The following is an 18,793-nucleotide window of genomic DNA, read 5'->3' as shown; positions in this document are numbered from 1 at the left end:
CGGTGAACTGGAGGAGCCGCAGTAGATGCCGCCGCCCTTATCGGTCGCGGTGTTGCCGCTGATCGTGCAGTCGGTCATCGGCGGTGAACTGGAGAAGTCGCAGAAGATGCCGCCGCCGAGGTAGCCCGTCGTGTTGCCGCTGATCGTGCAGCCGGTCATCGTCGGAGAACTGTAGCCATAGCAGCAGATGCCGCCGCCGTAGTGTTCCACCGTGTTGTCCGCGATCGTGCAGTTCGTCAGCGTCGGTGAACTGTGGGAGCAGAAGATGCCCCCGGCGTACTCGGTCGCCGTGTTGCCGCTGATCGTGCAGTTGGTCAGCGTCGGTGAACTGTTCAAATAGCAGTAGATGCCGCCGCCCCCGTGGTTCGCCGTGTTGCCGCTGATCGTGCAGTTCGTCAGCGTCGGTGAACTGGAGCTGCAGTAGATGCCGCCGCCGCCCCAGTCAGGTGCAGATGTACCGTCGGCGTTGCCGCCGGTGATCATGAGGTTTTCGATTGTGAAGTTGTTGACGTTGTTGCAGTAGATGACGTGGAGCGCTACGGTTTCGGCGTAGAGTATGGTTTCGGTTTCGACCGCGCCCGAGAGCGAGACGTAGTCTTGCATCGTGAGGGGGTAGGATTCCCCGATGTTCGAATCGTAAGTGCCCGCGGCTATGTGGATCGTGTGCGGGTCCCCGGAGCTGCCCGGATCGTTCACTTCGATCCAGCTCAGGGCGTAGGTGATTGTCTTCCACGCTCCGGTGTCTGCGCTCGTGCCGTGGCTGCCGTTGTCGGTGCCGTCCGCACCATCAACGTAGTACTCTGCCGCGTAGGCGCCCGTCACCAGAATCACGAGCATCGCGATCATGGTAGCGAGCACCAATCTCATCTCTCGTCGTAAATACATTTCTCTCCTCCATTTTGAAAGATGGTTGTTATGTGTCTATAAACCACAAAGGCGCCAAGACACGATGATTGGTTAGTGTGCAAGAGTCCTTCTTGGATAAGCTCATCTCCAAATGACAGTAATCTGCAAAGCATCAACCATGCAATAGAAGGGAGATTTCGGGTGGACTACCCGCGGTAGGAAAGGAGGTTAGGTGACAGGAGCGCCCTGCACCCTAGCCTCGTTTCGGACTCCCTTCTTAAGCTTTTTAGGCTTCTGGACTGAAGCAATATGGCAATAGTAATCCGTTGTCAAGTGTTTCCTTAGAGAAAGAGGTCAAGGGGTCAATCCGCCTTCGCCAACTTATGCGCCTTAGCGGTGTGCGACGGCGTAGGCTATCGCGGACGAGAAGGGAAAAGCGGACAGAAAGAGCTATCCTGGTGACGTGGGCATCTATGGGTCCCGGGTGGCCGCGTCGGCCGGGAGGTCCTCGCCGTTGAAACCGGAGAACGAGACCAGCACCGTTCGCAGCGCGTGCCGGACGTGCGTGCCTTTCCAGTAAACCTTGCCGCACTTTGGGCAGATTTTGAACTCCTTGTTGGTGTTGAACACGAAGGCCGGAACCTGCGGCTCGACCTCCTCTCTGGTCGCACGCCTCAGCGGCGTGTTGCAGAGAAGGCACCTTGAGAATATCAACGGCGGCTCCAGCGTTATGGGCAATCTGTCGCGTATCGAGCCGAACTGCTCCTTGATGTGATCGCCCTCGACGAATATGATTTTCACGTCCGCCTCAGCCCGCTTGGCAAGTGCGGTGTCCCGCGTGAGCAGAATCCGACCCTGGGACTTGCACGTCTCGATCAGCTCGTCGTCGTCCGCATCGTTTGAGTAGAGAACGTCGAAGCCCACGATGCGCAGCCATTTGGCGAGACGTCCGAGCATCACGTCGGCGCAGAGTTTGGGTCGCTCTTTCGTCTCCCTTGTCATCTAACCGCTCTACGGGCTTACGGGCGGCATGGTCCACGCATGGCTACCGTCCTCGGCCATCTCGAAATCAGCGAACACAGCGGGCAGCTCGGCCTTGAGAACCTTGAGCATCTGGACTGCTATCGACCTGATCTCCCACTGCGCCGTCCGGTGGCACCGGAGCTCGAAAATGTGACGGAACTCCCGCATGTTGGCCGTCATCACGAGCTCCGTCTCGGCAGCGTTGGGGAGAACAAACCTGGCGTCCTCGCGGGGAACTTTGAGCTCGAGCAATCGGCCATACGCATCACGGGCCGCTGCCATCGCCGCCTCGAACACCTTCAGCGCTTCGCCTCGCCTTTCGAGCGACGGGGGAACCACATAGGCGAAATCTCTATCGGAGACATAGCGCTGGGAGCGCTGAGAGAAACTGGCCAGCCTGTGCCTCACCAGTTGATGGGAGAAGGCGCGGGAGACGCCAAGGATGCGGAACGTGGCTGAGGCGTGCTCCAGGACCGATAGATGGCCAAGCTCGATTACCTTCTGAATGAAGTTCGTGCGGGAGCCAGCATCGATGCCGAGGCGGGAGCGATGACAAGTTCGCGCCGCGCGCTCGATCAGCTCCTCGGCGTTCGGCGTGATAGCCAAAAACTGAACTTCAGCCAATCTTTCCCTCACTCCCTCAGATATGACCAACAGCCCGCAAAGGATCGCACGATGGGGCACACAAAGTCAACAAACACGGGCAGCAGTTTCGGCTAGCGGCGGCCGCTAAGAATCGTTGGGAGGGCACTGTAACAGAGGTTCGGGACATGTTGCACGTCGGGACGGCATTATGTATCCGCCCGTGAGAGAGCGGAGCTGGCTGGTCAAGATGCTTGACATCATGGGCGTCCTGAACTATATTTAATTACAGCGATAATCACACCTTAGTTGGGGGTTTGCAGGATGTTTTTGAGCAGCAAGTCAGTGTCCAGTGTCAAGGAAAGGCGTATTTACCCGGTCGTTGCCCTTCGGGATAAGGTGCTCTTCACGGACGTGCTCGTCCCGCTCTTTATAGGCCGAGCGAAATCTGTCAGCGCTGTCAAATCCCTCAAGGAGAGCGAGGACCTTGTAGTGTTCACCATGCAGAAGGACGTGGAGGAGAACGATCCTGCCCCGGAGGGCATTCACAAGGTCGGGGTGCTGGCCAAGGTCAAACAGAGGATAGTGATGTCAGACGACAGCATTAAGGTCCTCGTTGTTGGGCTGAGGCGAGCAATCATAAAACGTTTTGTCCAAACTGAGCCATACCTCTCTGCCGAGGCGGAGTTGATAGAGGAGGCGGAGCTTGCTGACAGTTTCTACGCTCGGCTGCTTGACGAGGTCAAGGATAAGTTCACCTATTGTGTGCAGATAAACCCGCGGTTGGGCAACGAGGTCGCCCGCTCGATCACACGTATCGAGGAGCCGCAGAAACTGTTGGGGGCGATAGTTCAGCATCTCTCGACGCCGAGCAAGATGCAGCAGGAGCTACTGGAGGTGCTCAATATCAGGCCTCAGTTGGAGCGGCTGCTCGACATCTTGGATGCTGAGATCAAGACGCTAGAGCTCGATGACAAGCTCAAGGAGGACGTCAAGAAGCAGCTGGAGCAATCGCAGAAGGAATACTATCTCAACGAGAAGATGAAGGCGATTCAGCGGGAGCTGGGCCGGGATGACAGCACCAAGAACGAGATTCAGGCGCTGAAGGAGCAGATCGACAAGGCCGGGATGCCTGAGGAGGTCAAGGAGAAGGCCGACCAGGAGCTCCGCAAGATGGCGATGATGCCGCCGATCTCTGCCGAGGCCACCGTTTCTCGCAACTACCTTGATTGGCTCGTGTCATTGCCTTGGGACAAGACGACCGAGGACAATTTAGACATTGAAAGGGCGGAGAACATTCTCGAGGCCGAGCACTGGGGCCTTAAGCACGTCAAAGACCGTGTGGTTGAATATCTTGCGGTTCACAAGCTTGTCAAAAAGATCAAGGGGCCGGTCTTATGTTTCGTAGGGCCGCCCGGAGTCGGCAAGACATCGTTTGCAGAATCAGTAGCCAAGGCGCTCGACCGCAAGTTCGTTCGGCTCTCGCTCGGCGGCGTGAGGGACGAGGCCGAGATTCGCGGGCACAGAAGAACGTACATAGGCGCACTGCCGGGAAGGATAATTCAGGCGGTCCGGCGGGCGGGCACCAAGAATCCGGTCTTTCTGCTCGACGAGGTCGATAAGATGACATCAGACTTCCGAGGCGATCCGGCGTCCGCACTTCTTGAGGTGCTTGATCCTGAGCAGAACCACACCTTTACCGATCATTACCTTGGCGTCGATTTTGATCTCTCCCAGGTCCTATTCATAACGACGGCGAACATCGACCATACGATCCCGCCGGCGCTTAAGGACAGGATGGAGATAATCAGGCTGCCGGGCTACACAGAATACGAGAAGATGAAGATTGCCGAGAACTTCCTTATCAAGAAGCAGCTCAGCCAGAACGGCCTGGAGGGCCGCAGCATGGAGTTTACCGAGGATGGCATCAAGAAGATCATCCGCAACTACACTCGTGAGGCCGGCGTGCGCAACTTGGAGCGTGAAATCGGCAGCATCTGCCGCAAACTCGCGAAGCGCGTCGCCAAGGAGGAGCCCGGTGAGGAAAAACAGCGAGAGCCGACCGTGATAACAGCGGTCGAGGTTGAGGAGCTCTTGGGTGTTCCTAGATATCGGCAGACGAAGCGTGAGAAGGAGCATCAGGTTGGCTGCGCCATTGGGCTTGCGTGGACCGAGTTCGGCGGTCAGATACTTAGCACGGAGGTCTTGCTGACAGAGGGCAAAGGGAATCTGCTTCTGACGGGTCATTTGGGCGATGTGATGCAGGAATCGGCCAAAGCTGCCTTGACATTCATCCATTCCAGGGCCAGATCGCTGGGTATCTCCATGGAGGCGTTCAAGAACAATGATGTGCATATCCACGTCCCTGAGGGCGCTATTCCCAAGGACGGCCCATCTGCCGGCATCACGCTCGCAACTGCGCTGGCCTCGGCGTTCTCCGGCAGGCCGGTCAGATGCGATGTGGCTATGACTGGCGAGATTACGCTGCGTGGGAACGTCTTGCCAATAGGCGGCCTGAAAGAAAAGGCCATCGCTGCGCACAGCGCACTCATTAAAAAAGTCATAATTCCAGCTGAGAACGAGAAGGATATGTCGGAGCTCCCCGACGCGATCAAGCAAGACGTCGAGTTCGTTACGGTCAAAACTATGGACGAGGTTCTCCAGATCGCGCTTTTGCCTTCCCCACGGGAGGAGTTCGAGGATCTGCTCGCGTATGACGGGCTCCGGAGCGCGACAAGGGACAGCACCCAAACGGGTGGAGTGGACAGCGACTCGGGCGTGAAGAACTAGGCTCAAGTGTGCTGCACGGTTCTTAATCTAGTCGGAGGTGGTTGAGTGGGTGCTTTCAAAACAGTAACGCTGATATATCCTCGCTACAAGTGGTTCGAGGCCAATGGGCTTGCGGAACCCCTCGGCATTATGACCCTGGTTGCGCTCCTCAAACAGAACGGTTACGACGTCAGGTTCCACGACCTCACGTTCCGGGACGACTTGTCCTGCCTTGACAAAGACGTATCAGAATCTGATCTCGTTGGCATGACGGTTTCCTCTCCTTTGTTTGGCAAGGCCAAGACAGTCATGGACTATATTACGAAGGTGAACCCCGACGCGACGTTCATTGCAGGGGGGCCTCACGCCACGTTCTGGCCTCACGAGGTTCTTGACAGCGGATTTCAATACGCTTTTCAGGGCGAGGCCGAGCTTTCATTTCAGGCTTTCTTGGAAGCAGGGGATGAGAAAGAACGCAAGGCGACCAGAGGACTGGCCTACAAGGAAAATGGCAAGATGGTCGTGAACGAGCGAATGCCGTTCATCCAGGACCTTGATACGGTTCCATTTCCTGACAGGAGCATCATCGAATATGAGAAGTATATTGATGGCCGTGATGGTTGGCGCTTCGAGGTCGCGATGTTAGCGACCCGTGGCTGCAACGCTAAGTGCATCTACTGCGCGCCTTCGCTGCCGTTGTTGTTCGGGACGGCACGCAGCAGGGGTCCCAGACACGTGGTTGACGAGCTGGAATACGTGCTCGACGCCGTTGGCAGGAAACGCCGCGTCTATTTCAAGGACGACACGTTCACGGAGCCTGGCATCGAGTGGATAAGCGAGTTCCACGACTTGATCAAAGAAAGGAAGATCAAGTTTCATTGGCACTGCAATACCAGAGCGGACGGCGTTACCTACGAGATGCTCAAACTGATGAGAGATGTCGGATGCGAGTGCATCAGTTTCGGCGTGGAGAGCGGCTCGCCCAGGATACTCAAGTTTTACCGCAAAGAGGTGGACATCACTGTCGTTGAGCGGGCGTTTTCTTGGTGCCACAAGGCCGGAATCGAGCCTACCTCTAATGTAATGCTCGGGGCACCGATGGAGACTCTGGAGGACCTTGAGATGACCTACCAGCTCATCAGGAGAATAAAGCCCGACGACCTAACCGTCTATTACTGCACCGCGATGCCCGGCAAGGACATTTACGACTGGGCCGTGGAGAACCACCTTCTCAAGAATGAGATAGCCTATGAGGAGTTTGACACCGCTCTCAACCGCGAGGTCGGCAACGTCAACATGCACTTGCAGCACCTGACGATTGATGAGATCAACGAATACAAGCGCAAGATCGAGGCCTACAGGTCCCGGAGAAAACTCACCTCGCCTCGCAACGTCGCCAAGTGGCTGGCGGAGCTCATGAGGTCCCCGGGCGAGGCGCTTAAGAAGGCGAGGTTCGTCCTGCAAAAACTACCTGTCATGCAGACCCACCACCACTACTAGCCTGAGTTTCCTATATATTAGTCGTTGGAGTCGTAATCGGGCAAGAGCTGCTCGGGGACCATCCTGATAGTGCCAGATAGGATGAACAGGTAGTGCCCCGTGCGCCTCAAGATGATGGACGTGCCCAAGGCCTTGAAGGGGTCTCGATAGGCCTCATCACTGCCGGCATCCTCTCTCTTGCCTTCATGGGGTTCTCCGGCCTCGTCCGCGAGTGAGAAAGTCACCGGACGTTTAGCGATTCAATCAGTTTTTTCGCGGCTTCTGTGTCAAGACAGTTGTTCGCAAAAACCTCGGCTAGCAGAGCATCAGAGAGATGGTGGTCAAACTTCTCCTGCTCGAGAGAGGGGAATCTTGCTGCCAACTCAACCACCGTGGGACATCTTTCAAGAAATCCCTTATAGGTTTCACGTATCTTCTCTACTGAGGTCCTGTCGAACTTCAGAGCGATGCCTTCGTCCGAAACGTCCATATTGCCGTAGAAACGCCCAAGAGCCATCAGGGTCCTGTTTATGCGTGAGCCCGTCCATGTAAACCATGTAATCGTGGACCCCTCCCTGTAGAAGCAGGCCTCGCTCAACTTGGAATCCTTAGCTACGCCGCGAGCGTATTCCAAGAGTTCTCTGCTTTGGGGGTCAAGATATGCGATCGTCCCAGCCGACAATAAGACCTCCCGCATTTTCTTTCTGATAGCGGGATGAACATCGGGTCCGTGGCTGCCAGAGAAGAAAGGAAGCCGACCGCCCTTTGAGGGGGTCACTAGGATCTCCCTTCGCTTTCTGTCAACCTCCAGGATCTTCCACCGGCGCCCGGCCAGGATAAGGAAGCCATCCGCTGCGAGGCCGGGATAAAGGAGTACGCTTCCAATGCACTTGTTCTTGTGCATGACACGAATCTCTTCATCAACCCGAAAGGCGGCGTAGAAGTCGAACCTCCTAACTACTCGCTCCCCCTCAATTCCGAGGATTAGATCGCCCTCAGGCATCTGTTCGACCACGTCCTTATCTCCAAGGCAGCGCAAGACCCGGATAAACATCTCTCTGCTTACATTCTTGAATGCGCCGTTCTCGATTAGCCTCTGAAAAAGCCGGTCGGCTTTCAGTCCCCCAGTCTCAGCGATCATGCTCATTATTTGATGTATCAGAGTGGAAGCGTGTATTCTGCCCAGATCTGGGGGCTCACACCACTTCTGAAGCATCAATTCTGACATCGCTATGGCCTGAAGAAGGCCGGGGTAAAGGCGCCTGACTATTGGAGTGCTCTTCCCGGGCTCATACTCATCGATGAACATTCTCATTATGGAGGGCTGGTTAGGATCACGTCCGCTTCTCCCCAAGCGCTGGATCAGCGAACTCACTGACCAGGGAGGACCGATTTGGCCAATAATGGACACGTTCCCGACATCAATACCCATCTCGAGTGTGCTGGAGCAGAAGACCGAAGTGGGGCGATCAGATCGCAGTTCACCCTCGGCATCCTCACGCACGCCCTTCCCAAGTGAACCATGATGAACCCGAAAAGGATTAGGTAGCCCTTTGCGCTGAGATATTCTGCTCACTAGGTCGGCAAAGAACTCCAGTTTGACCTTGCTGTTAGCGAAGATTAGCGCTGTCTTGCCCCTAAAGGCATTGTAGATGTCAGAAGCTAGCTGCTGATCGGCAGCTGTGGCCTCAGGGTCGCGAACCTCAGCACGCCTCCCCTGTGGCGCCACCTTATCTCTCGATCGGTCTTCCTTCGGCCTAAGATACCCATGGATCACGTAGCGGACTGACTTCTCTTCAGTATGATCGTCTATTAAGGAAGCCCTCTCGCTCTGATCGAGGCAGACCCAGTCGCAGGCGTGCTTCATGTCGCCTAGAGTGGCAGAAAGACCAATGATGCCGACCTTCTCTCTTGATCTGGGGGTCAGCCGGTGAATGAGGTTCTTGAGATGTGCTCCCCTCTCTGGGCCCATGAATGAATGCATCTCGTCGATAACAATAAAAGAAAGCCTGCGGAATAATTTATCGATATGTTGTGGCCGATTGATGAACATAGATTCCAGTGATTCGGGGGTGATGAGCAGCACGCCCGAGGGGCTCTTGAGCAAGGACTTCTTGGACGACTGGCCTACATCTCCATGCCATCTCCAGACAGGGATAGAGGCGCGCTGACACAGGTCCTCTAATCTCCGAAACTGGTCGTTAATGAGTGCCTTCAAAGGGCCCACATAAAGCGCCCTGACGCCCTCAGAGCAGTCGTCAACGATCTCTGAAAGTATCGGCAGAAAAGCCGCCTCGGTTTTGCCGCCCGCTGTCTGGGCTGAAATGACGATGCGATTACTTCTCGCTAAGATTATCTCTCGAATGGCATCGACCTGAATTGGCCGAAGCTCGGTCCACTTCATGTCGTACAGCTTTCGTTGGATCGAGGCATGCAGAAGGTCGAAGGCTCTCTGATTGCTCTCGGGCAAGACGGACCTCCGCGAGCACATTATAGCTTGAATGCCTTGAGATCACCGTTTCGATCGTCATCTGGAACCCGTGAGGGGCTTTTCTGGTCAGCACCTGACGTGGTCTTGGTTCTGGACAGGAGGGTCTTCCAAGCCATTTCTGGGTTCTGGTCAAGAATCGACAGAAAGCCCACGAACTCCATGGCCGCCTCACGAGGAGTGAGGTAATAATCAGAGCCCAGTTTCTTTGAGCAATGAATCATGAACTCCTTCAGCGCCTCGTCGGGCACGAGATGCTTGCTCGGATCGCCACTGGCAAAGACGTTTCTGATGTTAAGAAGTAGAACATAGAGGTGTTCGGGAGATAGGTTCCCTATACGGATGACCGGCCCTGAGAAATCCTTCCGTCCCTCCACGGCAAAAGGGTTCTCCGCAAGCCTCGTGGCGAGCGCTTCATAGCTATAGAGCCCTCTACGGCGGTCCTCAAGGAATGAGTCGGTCCCAGCGAAGAGAAATCCGATCCCGCTTACATTGCCCTGATTGCAGTCGTTGACCACTCTCAGAAGCACCTCATAATTCCCATTTCTCGCCCGCGAATTGCTCAACCGGTGAGAGAGCACCCCCATCTCATCTATGTTTACCAGAAGCCCGGCATATCCGGCCATGCGGACGAACGCCGCCACGAGCTTCAAATAATCATAGATATTCCGATCGTCAATGATCGACCTGACGCCTAAATCTTGTCTTGCCTCGGTCTTGGTGGTGTATTGAGCGCGCAGCCAGCGAAGCGCGTATGCCATTAACAGGTCGTCCTGACTGTGAAAGCCCTGAAGGTACCTGATAGCAACGTTGGCGAAGTCGTAGCCGCTCACCAAGTCCTGCAAGGGCCTCAGTCGCTTATGTATCTCCTTGCCAACATCTTCCTCAGTTCCGCCGGACTCCCTGACCCGGAAATCGACATCCGATACCCACCTCTCCACAACGCTTGCTATCGCCCCACCCATCGGTCTCGATAGAACTGCCATGTTCTGCATCAGTTCCGCATACAAGGCTCGTGCCTGTCCCTGCCTGGAGTACAGCCTGCGGTCCGTCGTTAGATCCGCCTGAACAACGACAAACCTCTTGTGCAGGGCCAGTATTCTGGAGAGGTTCAGCAGAAAACTCTTGCCAGACCCATAACGGCCTATGACGAGTCGCACCGTAGAGCCGCCCTCGGCGATGAGATCTAGGTCGCGAATGATGGCCTCGACCTCGTCCTTTCTCCCCACCTGAATATGCTGAAGGCCTATCTTGGGTACCACTCCCGCGCGGAGCGACTGCAATATGGCGCTTCGTTCCCTTTGTTTAATGGGTTTGTTCATCGAGAGCTTTCCTCAACAGTGAAAGATTCAGGACCACCGGCTCCCCGTCCTCTATCAGGAAATCTCCAAGTGCCTGGTCGGCCCACTCGTTTATCGTCCCAATAGCATCTGATACCATAAAACCATGTTGGCGCACAAGGCTTTCAAAGCTCTTCCTATCCCATGATTTGCGTCGCAACAACTGCTTCAGAAGCGCTTGGTATCGTGAACCGAGGCCGATCTCACCCTCCGGGCACTTCTTGGAAGGGACGTTGGCCTCGCCGCCCGCGAGACCTTCAGCCTGTTCGAAGATGCTGGCCAGTTTATGTCCGATCTGCACAGACTCTGCCTCTAGCTTTAAGATCTCATCCTCGCTCATTTGGCGGATCTCATCCTCGGCTGTCCGCTGTGGCGGGATTCTCTCGCCTGCTCGCTTCGACGGCCTCCCAGTCCTCACCTCAACTGCGTGAGCCGGATATTCACGAAATTCCTCCAGCAACTTGCGCCTCGGCGGATACCGCAGCTTCCTGAGGGCCTTTGCCTCGATCCCGTCGATGCATTGGCGCGTGACGTTGAACATGACGCCAGCCTCCTCAGGGGTGTGTTCGTATCCGGCCTGGATGCCGAATCTGAGCATAATTATCATCTCCTCGCGCAGCGTCAGATGCTCTCTCAGAAGCTGGTGAGTGATCTCCCTGAGGTTCTGACGATCGAACGCGTCGGCCGGGGAGATTATCTTCTTGTCCTCAATCAGGTCCTCGATGCAGGTTTCTTCGTACCCGTTCACGCGGGTCTGCAATGGCACTGGCTCCTGAGCGAACAGGATGGCCTCACTGATTTCTTCGACAGACATCCCAAGTATCTCAGCAAGCTCTTCAGCTGGCAGTTCACCGATATCCTGCGGAAGAAGTTGCTCACGCAACGCTTTTCTGAACAGAGTGTCTCTTATCTGCGTAAGCCACCCTCTTGCCATCACCAACCCAGAGGTATGTTGCTCCTTCTCACCTGGACGTCATCGAACACGGCGAAGACGGCATCGCCGAGGAACTTGATGAGGGCGCCGCCATTTTTGTGAACGGCATCGACAACGACCTCCACCGCCGCATTCACGACATGCGAAAGGGTCTCCGCCGCCTCTTTGTATTGCTTGACGTCCGCCGTGAAACTACGGCCATCGATGAGTATCGAGCCAAATGTGTAGGAATCTATCGTGTCGAGCTTCGATCGAGCTTCCGGCATGGCTGGTTCCCCTTCAATCAAAATGTTTGGCAGCGTTCATGATCCTGAGATGCCGCGATTATGCGTGTAAATTCAAGCTAGGCCGCTAGGGTTGTTTTGTCAACATTCTCTCAGGAGTTTTCGTAGAACTGTCGGACGGATCGCTGAATCCCGACGGTATAGGCACTTTCAGAACACTTACGAAGTCCAATACCCTTGTATGAGAGAACACGCCGCAGTCAGCCGTCCCGAATCTGTCAGGGGCAGCCCTTCAGAGCGGGCATTTGGGTCGGGCGATTCACAACATCCTGTACAGGAAGAATATGCCGAGATAGGCGGCCATTGACAGTATGCACGGGAGAATCAAGAGCTTGGCGACCTGAAGGTATTTAACCTCGAAGTACTCGTTGGAGAGTATGAGGCATAGGTGCACCGGGGTAAGCATTACGGCTATGTACCCGGCGACGGAGAACATGAATACGTACGCCACAAGTTCATTTGGAGGGAGAGCAGATGCGAAAACTGGATACAGGATCGGCAGACCTATCCCGACGTAGGCGACAACTAACCCCGTAACAAAGCTCACGAGGAACGGGACTGCAAATGCAAGTAGTAGCACCGGGGTCTCCTGCCCTCTTAGAGACTCTGTGATCTGTGCTATGGCACCCGCATCCTTGAGCACTTGGCTGAAGATCAGGATCGAGGCAACCGTGAGCATCATCATTGAGACCCGTCTGTTAAAGACCATTTTGACGACCGTTCGGGTCTTTAGGCCGGAACCCCAAAGTGCGACAGTTATTCCGACGAGGAGCGCGATGACGAGGGGGGACCTTGCAGGCAGCTTATGGAGATGGATTCCGGCCGATTCAAACGCACCTCGTAAGCTCATAAGTGCGAAGTTGATGATGATAACGGTCAAGATCGCACGGCTTATGCTGAGGAGTTGGAGGACTGAGCCGTGGGATTTGGGTGTCTCACGTGCTCGTGTGCGTTTCGGCAGCCAGCGGAGGTAGAAGAAGTAACCGACGAGCACCATGACGGCTGACGCGGGGAGGAAGATGACGATGATCTTGGCTATACTGAAGCCCGTTATCGCGCTCATGAGGATGACGGAAGGATAGAACGGCCACCAGTATTCCCAGATATGCCTGAACCAGAAGTTGACGGTCGCGCTCTGGACTCTGCTAATTCCGAGGCCCTGCGACGCCTCGTCAACGAGGGGTGCGGAGAACCTTGCCCCACCGGGCATTGGCAGGAGCCCGACGATCGCAGTCATCATCGGGACGGCCAATCGTGGATTGTGGACAACTTCTCTGACCGCGGCCACAAGCTTCCGCAGCTGTTTAGTCTCCTGGAGCACAGCGGAAAACAGCACAATCAGCAGAACGATCAGCAAGAGCATAACATTCGGCAGGTCGAACATGCCCACCAGCGTGCTGCGCCCGAGGGCACCCAGCGGCATCCCAAGCCAGAGGCCAAGAGCGATCGAGCCGGCGAAGAGTGAAACGCCGAGCGGCGACTTCAATTTAAGGCTGAAGATAACAGCGAAAAATACGAATACTATCTTGGCTACGGGCGACATTCCCGCCTATATAACCTATGCGCCGGCGTCAATCAACTTTAAGTCAATCCGCCCGAGGGGAACCTGGACCGACCGGACACGAACCTTTATTGCGTCACCCATTCTGAACTGTTTGCCGGTTTTCAGCCCGATGATGCATTGCTTCTCCTCGTTGAACGAATACCGGTCGTCCGAAAGGGATATTAACGGCACAAATCCCTCGACGAAGAACTGGTCTAGCTCCACAAAGAAGCCCTTCATAGTTAGCCCCGAGATGATCCCCGTGAACCGCTCCCCTACCCTGTCCGCCATGAACTGCGCCTGGCGCATCTTGACTATCTTTCGCTCCGCGCCCATCGCGGCCCGCTCGCGGACGGAACAGTGATGCGATGCCTCTTTCAGCGTCTCGCTGGTCATTTTGACCTTGACCTTGGACTTGCCCTTCAGCTGCTGCTTGAGGAACCTGTGAATCATAAGATCGGGATAGCGCCTGATCGGCGACGTGAAGTGGGCGTAGCAGTCAGACGCAAGCCCGAAGTGCCCGATATTCTCGGGCGAATACTTCGCTATCTTGAGTGCTCGCAGTATGAGATAGGAGACCAGGCGCTCTATCCGCTTGCCGCGAACCTTCTCGATAAGCTGCTGGAACTTATCCGAAACGTCCCCTCCGGCGAAAGAGACCTTCGTGCCGACCGACTTGAGCGTCTGAGCAAGTCCGATGAGTGATTCGTCGTCCGGCGGCTCATGCACCCTGTAGGCACAACTGGAACCGCTGACGGTGAGGTATGAGGCGATCGCCTCGTTCGCTGCAATCATAAACTCCTCGATCAGCCTGTGCGCGGGGTTGCGCACCTCGCGAACGATGTCCTCGGGCTTGCCCTGGAGGTCGAGTATGATTACCGGGTCAGGCAGGTCGAAGTCGAGGCTCCCGCGGCTCCTCCGGGCTTTCGTCAGAAGCTGCGCCACATCATCCATTTCATACAGGTATTGGGCGAACCCGGGGGCATTCTGCGCGTCATCAGAGCCTTTTCTATGCTGCTCAAGCAGCGAGCCAACCTCCGTGTATGTCAGTCTCGCATTACTGCGGATAACGCTCTCAAAAGATTTTGAAGCACGAACCTTGCCCTGCTTGTCCAAATCCATCTCAACACTCATCGCCAGCCTGTCCTCGTTCGGCTTCAGGCTGCATATCTCGTTGGAGAGCTCGAAAGGCAGCATCGGGATAACGCTCCCTGGGAAATAAACGCTGTTGCCTCGCTCATAAGCGTCTTTGTCAAGGGCTGAATCCTCAACCACGTAGTGGCTGACATCCGCAATGTGAATCCACAGCCGAAATCCCCCGTCCCGCCGCTCGATGCTCACTGCATCGTCGAAATCTTTCGCCTGCTCGCCGTCGATCGTGAACGTGACCAAACTGCGAAGGTCCGCTCGACCCCGGAGGTCGCTCTCAGTTATGGCCCGCGGAACTTTGCTCGCCTCGCTAAGCGACTCCTCTGAAAACACGGTCGGTATGTTGAACCTGGCGATGACTATCCTGCACAACACCTCCGGATCGTCCGGCCTACCCCAGACCTCGACGATGGACACATCCATACGATTGGAGCGGTCATCGATTCTATCTATGACCGCATTTACGACTAGCCCATCCTCGACAGGGCCGGCCTCGTTATTGACAACCACTACCTCGTGAAAGACCTTAGCCGACAGCGGCACGAGAAACATCCCCTCCCTCCTCTTGAGAACCTTTCCCGCTAGCTCACGCCTTGTGCGCTTCACGATCCTAACGATCTGCCCGGTTGTCCGCCCACCGCGCCGTTTTGTGAACGCAACCTCAACAATATCGCCGTCGATTGCCCCACCCCAGCGATGCGCGGGCACAAAGATGTCATTGGTCTCCGGAGAGAGTGGAATGACGAAGCCGAACCGCTCGTTAGTCGGCTCGAAGCGACCCACTAGCCGCTGCTTGACCGATGTTACACAGAACTTGCCATCTGCATCCTTGCTTACCTTACCTCGAGAGACGAGATGGGCGAGCTGCTTGAGAACCGCGCTGCGCTCCCGCCCAGTGGCAAGCTGCTGCTGAATCTCCCGCAGGCTGAGGCTCTGACCGCCTCTACGCTTCAGAATGTTCAGTATTCGCCGCTCAGTTCTGTCCATAATTCTCCTTAGCCTGTCCCGCAACTTTAGACAAGTCCGCCCTCCTTATGCACCAAAGCGATTCGATTCTCAATTGTAAACATTTGCCTGGGTTTGATCCTGGATTGTAGGCAATGTGGCTCGGCTTTGGCCGAGATGACGAGAATGCTACCATTCATAGCCCACAACTTGCAGTTGCGAGACTGCCATGAGCCGAACCACTTATCGAGGCTGTCCAACAAGTCGGGTCTGAGGTTGTGTAGGGGCGGGGCTTGTCTCCGCCCATCTATATATTCGGGCAGACACAAGCCTGCCCCTACATGCGGCATACCCCGCTGCGTCATCGCCGTTGAAACCGACTTATTGGACCGCCTCTATCAGCGTGCCGGACTGCTTAACTCTTAACGATAAGCGGCGCAAAACCGAGATCGTCAAAGACCCTATCGACAAAGTGCATGGCCCGGCTTTTCAGATTGAGCAGGGCGAGGTGCTCGCTGTGGCGGAGGTATTGGCGTTCGACGAGCTTTATTGCGTTGGCGAAATGGGCTGGCTCGACGCAGTCCTTGCCATCCTGAAGGGCGAAGACCTTGGATAGCCACTTCGTAACGCCATAGATGAGTAGGAGCATGTTGTAGCCTCTGAAAACGCCATATTGCGCGATGAGGGTCTTGCGGAAGATGCAGTGCGACAGGTATCTTGCGGCCAGCTCGCTTATCCTTGTGTCCTCTGCATCGAATGCCACATCGCACAGCCTCCTGAGCGGGACCGGCTCAGCGAGCACCGGCACCCTGATCTTGCCCACATTAAGCGTCTGTTTGGTGTTATTTATCCAGGTGCTCAGCAGAACTCTCAGCTTGCCCTTCCGCTCCGAGGCGCTCGACGCAAACGTCAAGAACGTGATCACGAAAAGCTGCTGGCGATGTCTCGAACACATTTGCTTGCCCTTCTTAGCTATTAAATAGAGCTTCTGAATGTGCCTCGGCGCAAACTTGGCGAGGCGCTTGTCGATGGCATCCTCGTTTAGGGTTATTCTCTCGTCGTCGTAGATATTCTTGCAGAGGCTGAACAGGAAGATGTTCCCCGCAACTAGACGGTCCTCAAGAGTTGGTTGCTGGGCTGAGAGAATGCTAAGCAGCTTCTCCTCAATGAGGAGATAGGCGTCGTAATTGATCGAGATTCTAGTCTTAAGGCGGATTTTGCCGCCAACGGCAAGCTTCCGCCTGCTCTGCGGGAATAGCTTCAGAAGTTCCTGCTGATACTGGTCAATTGGCTCGCCCCTGTTGTGCAAAACCTCATTGCAGACGAACGACACGTCAACGACAACGCCTCGAGGCGTCTCGATAAACCTGAACGGGAACTCCCTGCACACAAGGGGTTTCGCGTCGTATCCCAACCGCTTGTGAATGGCGCAGAGGTTATCGGCTCCCAGAAGCGAGCAGCCAGCTTTAGAGGGGTCTGGCTTGATGACTCCTGCTGCGCCGGGCGTCTCGCGCTGGTTGTCAACAGGACGGATGTAGCTCTTGATGTTGTCGGGCAGCCCGTCGAGGCAGCCCTGCTCCACTTCGACCACCCATCGCTGACGACAGCAATCCCCACATGCTACACACTGATAGCGTGTGTTTGGCGGGCATATAAAGTTAGGCACGCTGGGACGATTCTGTTCCAAGTTCGGACATCCTTTGGGGTTTTGGCCGAGGAAGCCCCCGACGTTGGCTCAAACGCACTCTGGGATATATCCCAGAATCATTGACTCGCTCTCGTAGCGGGGAATCCGTGCATTTGCCCATACGTATCGGGCAGACACGGGCATCTGGCCGTACATGTTATCGCCGCAGCCCACTTGGGCCGCCGATGAACCCCACCATTGGCGCTAAGAGGCCTCTACGCCGCCTTCTAGTCAGTTCCCTCTGATAACTTATCAGAATCCTTGGGGCTAAGCATCACAAGCCTCACCCAAACCGCGAACACAAGGCAGACCATAGTGAACCGCCACACCCCCGTAGCCGTCACAAAATGCTGAATGCCCGCAAGCTTAAAAATGATGCAGACAATAAAACTGATGACCGCACCGGCAATCGCCAGCTTCTCTAGCCCTTTCATGGCACACTCCCTCAGTTGACACTTTTAACTATCTGTTGCTTCCGTGCCATGAAGCCTATCAAAGGCGAGGCGCATTGTCAAAAGCTTGCTTCAGACCTGGCCATTCCGACCAAGCCACGGCCCTCCAAGACAGTCTCATGGCTGCCTCTAGGTTTGGGACTTCGGCGCTCGAGCTTCGCTCAGACTCGCCGGCCGACGACGATGTCACTGGTTGATGCGCCGGCTTTGCCCTCGCTCTTTTTATTGAGCTCCTTGCTGGAGTAGTCGCCTACGTATTGCAGACCTGCTTCGGCGAGCATCGACTTGAGCTCGTCCACAGTGTAGCAGCGGATCGTCTCGTCTGCATAGTAGCCGGGCTCTGGTTTCGGGACGATCATTGTGCCGTCCTCTTGGATCAGGAAGGTCCTTGCGCGATAGCACTGCGTCTCAGGCTCGAACCAGCTCTCATAAAGGTCCCATCCTTTCTCTGTCTTGGCCCAGCTTCTGACATGCTCTGACCTGTACTTCGGCGATATATACATGATGAAAACAAAGCCCCCGCGAACAAGCGCCCGGCGAACCGATGTGAGCAGCCGCCTGTCCTCCTCTTCCCCAAAAAAGCCGAAACTGCCGCTCAAAATCGTGCACAGCTCGAACTTCTGGTCGTAGCTGATATCGCGCATGTCCCCCACGATAAACTCGCCCTCAAGTCGCGCCTCACGAAACAGCCTCCTTGCGAAGTCGATCAGGGAAGGCGCTATGTCGATCCCCGTGGTGCGGTAGCCCTTGGCCGCGAAGATTCTGGCCTGGTCGCCGCCTCCACACGCCAGGTCGAGAATCCTTGCTGGCGGCTCCAGGTGGCAGACCCTCTCGATGAAGTCCACGAGCCGTCGGTCCCAATCGAATATCTCTGGGATTCGGTGCCGATGCTCCACGCGAAAGTAATAAGCCCAGAACTCGTTCCAAGACCTCGGAACAACTTTAAGCATGGCAAACCCTCTTTGTGTGCGCACCACATGCGCATGATTCTGACGGCGGTCACCAGTAAGTCAAAGCCTAAAAGCTGCGCGCCAGATTACTGCCCCATCAAACGTCCGCCTCAACAGTGCTAGCGCCTTTTCAACGCAACGTTACTAGAAATATCGTCATCTTACCACCTGGTTACCACCTCAGGAGTTTTCGTATTTCCCTGTGCTGGTTGACCGGGTATGTGGCTATATGGGGGGCTTCAGGGTATGGGAAAGGTGGGATTGAGTTCTGGTGGCTATTGCTTGAGTCCCCTGAAAGGGGGCCACGTGAGTAGCCCCGTGT

At 55.6% G+C, this 18,793-nt stretch carries 14 protein-coding genes and 1 pseudogene; 3 read left to right on the top strand and 12 right to left on the bottom strand.

From position 1 onward, the window contains the following. The 3 genes from VM163_00265 to thyX form a co-directional block, all read right to left on the bottom strand. Positions 1-885 (bottom strand): right-handed parallel beta-helix repeat-containing protein (locus VM163_00265; GenBank protein ID HUT02310.1); only part of this gene is annotated, 885 nt, incomplete at its 3' end. A gap of 432 nt (positions 886-1,317) precedes the next feature. Then, on the bottom strand, positions 1,318-1,848 hold the full coding sequence (locus VM163_00260; GenBank protein HUT02309.1) for a Mut7-C RNAse domain-containing protein: 531 nt from the start codon (positions 1,846-1,848) through the stop codon (positions 1,318-1,320). A gap of 9 nt (positions 1,849-1,857) precedes the next feature. Further along, entirely contained in the window at positions 1,858-2,493 is a 636-nt protein-coding gene (gene thyX, locus VM163_00255; protein ID HUT02308.1) for an FAD-dependent thymidylate synthase, read from the bottom strand. Between the two features lie 288 nt (positions 2,494-2,781). Between thyX and lon the strand changes: the two genes are divergently transcribed. The 3 genes and pseudogenes from lon to VM163_00240 all read left to right on the top strand — a co-directional run bounded on the left by lon (position 2,782) and on the right by VM163_00240 (position 6,935). After that, positions 2,782-5,241: an endopeptidase La gene (gene lon, locus VM163_00250; protein HUT02307.1), complete on the top strand. Its 2,460-nt coding sequence runs from the start codon at positions 2,782-2,784 to the stop codon at positions 5,239-5,241. Positions 5,242-5,286: 45 nt separating this feature from the next. Beyond that, positions 5,287-6,720 (top strand): radical SAM protein, encoded by a 1,434-nt coding sequence (locus tag VM163_00245; protein HUT02306.1) that lies wholly within the window; start codon positions 5,287-5,289, stop codon positions 6,718-6,720. A 117-nt stretch (positions 6,721-6,837) separates the two neighbouring features. Further along, a pseudogene (locus tag VM163_00240) lies at positions 6,838-6,935 on the top strand (electron transport complex subunit RsxA). A gap of 5 nt (positions 6,936-6,940) precedes the next feature. On the opposite strand, the gene VM163_00235 reads toward VM163_00240, so the two are convergent. From VM163_00235 to VM163_00195, 9 genes are all read right to left on the bottom strand, one after another. After that, entirely contained in the window at positions 6,941-9,169 is a 2,229-nt protein-coding gene (locus VM163_00235) for a DEAD/DEAH box helicase (protein HUT02305.1), read from the bottom strand. A gap of 20 nt (positions 9,170-9,189) precedes the next feature. Continuing rightward, a complete protein-coding gene (locus VM163_00230; GenBank protein HUT02304.1) occupies positions 9,190-10,509 on the bottom strand; it encodes an ATP-binding protein in 1,320 nt (439 codons plus the stop codon). Next, complete coding sequence (locus VM163_00225; GenBank protein ID HUT02303.1) at positions 10,493-11,410, bottom strand: tellurite resistance TerB C-terminal domain-containing protein; 918 nt, start codon at positions 11,408-11,410, stop codon at positions 10,493-10,495. Before VM163_00225 ends, VM163_00230 begins: the two co-directional genes overlap by 17 nt. Before the next feature lie 50 nt (positions 11,411-11,460). Further along, positions 11,461-11,727: a hypothetical protein gene (locus VM163_00220; GenBank protein HUT02302.1), complete on the bottom strand. Its 267-nt coding sequence runs from the start codon at positions 11,725-11,727 to the stop codon at positions 11,461-11,463. A 277-nt stretch (positions 11,728-12,004) separates the two neighbouring features. Beyond that, positions 12,005-13,288 (bottom strand): DUF401 family protein, encoded by a 1,284-nt coding sequence (locus VM163_00215; GenBank protein ID HUT02301.1) that lies wholly within the window; start codon positions 13,286-13,288, stop codon positions 12,005-12,007. Positions 13,289-13,303: 15 nt separating this feature from the next. After that, a complete protein-coding gene (rnr, locus tag VM163_00210; protein ID HUT02300.1) occupies positions 13,304-15,424 on the bottom strand; it encodes a ribonuclease R in 2,121 nt (706 codons plus the stop codon). Between the two features lie 373 nt (positions 15,425-15,797). After that, positions 15,798-17,048, bottom strand: a complete 1,251-nt coding sequence (locus VM163_00205) for a YkgJ family cysteine cluster protein (GenBank protein ID HUT02299.1) — start codon at positions 17,046-17,048, stop codon at positions 15,798-15,800. Positions 17,049-17,296: 248 nt separating this feature from the next. Continuing rightward, the gene (locus tag VM163_00200; protein ID HUT02298.1) at positions 17,297-17,503 is read right to left on the bottom strand and encodes a hypothetical protein; all 207 of its coding nucleotides are present in this window, start codon (positions 17,501-17,503) and stop codon (positions 17,297-17,299) included. A gap of 179 nt (positions 17,504-17,682) precedes the next feature. Continuing rightward, the gene (locus VM163_00195) at positions 17,683-18,471 is read right to left on the bottom strand and encodes a class I SAM-dependent methyltransferase (protein ID HUT02297.1); all 789 of its coding nucleotides are present in this window, start codon (positions 18,469-18,471) and stop codon (positions 17,683-17,685) included. Positions 18,472-18,793: the final 322 nt, after the last annotated feature.

The organism is bacterium (assembly GCA_035527515.1).
GTDB lineage: Bacteria > B130-G9 > B130-G9 > B130-G9 > B130-G9 > B130-G9.
The sequence above is the reverse complement of the archived record's forward strand: the minus strand, read 5'-3'. Positions and strand labels throughout refer to the sequence as shown.

What these genes read in the sequence shown, in the direction of transcription:
- VM163_00260 (HUT02309.1), bottom strand. Translation starts at nt 1,848, where the DNA reads ATGACAAGGGAGACGAAAGAGCGACCCAAACTCTGCGCCGACGTGATG.
- VM163_00230 (HUT02304.1), bottom strand. Translation starts at nt 10,509, where the DNA reads ATGAACAAACCCATTAAACAAAGGGAACGAAGCGCCATATTGCAGTCG.
- VM163_00220 (HUT02302.1), bottom strand. Translation starts at nt 11,727, where the DNA reads ATGCCGGAAGCTCGATCGAAGCTCGACACGATAGATTCCTACACATTT.
- VM163_00215 (HUT02301.1), bottom strand. Translation starts at nt 13,288, where the DNA reads ATGTCGCCCGTAGCCAAGATAGTATTCGTATTTTTCGCTGTTATCTTC.
- rnr (HUT02300.1), bottom strand. Translation starts at nt 15,424, where the DNA reads ATGGACAGAACTGAGCGGCGAATACTGAACATTCTGAAGCGTAGAGGC.
- VM163_00200 (HUT02298.1), bottom strand. Translation starts at nt 17,503, where the DNA reads ATGAAAGGGCTAGAGAAGCTGGCGATTGCCGGTGCGGTCATCAGTTTT.
- VM163_00195 (HUT02297.1), bottom strand. Translation starts at nt 18,471, where the DNA reads ATGCTTAAAGTTGTTCCGAGGTCTTGGAACGAGTTCTGGGCTTATTAC.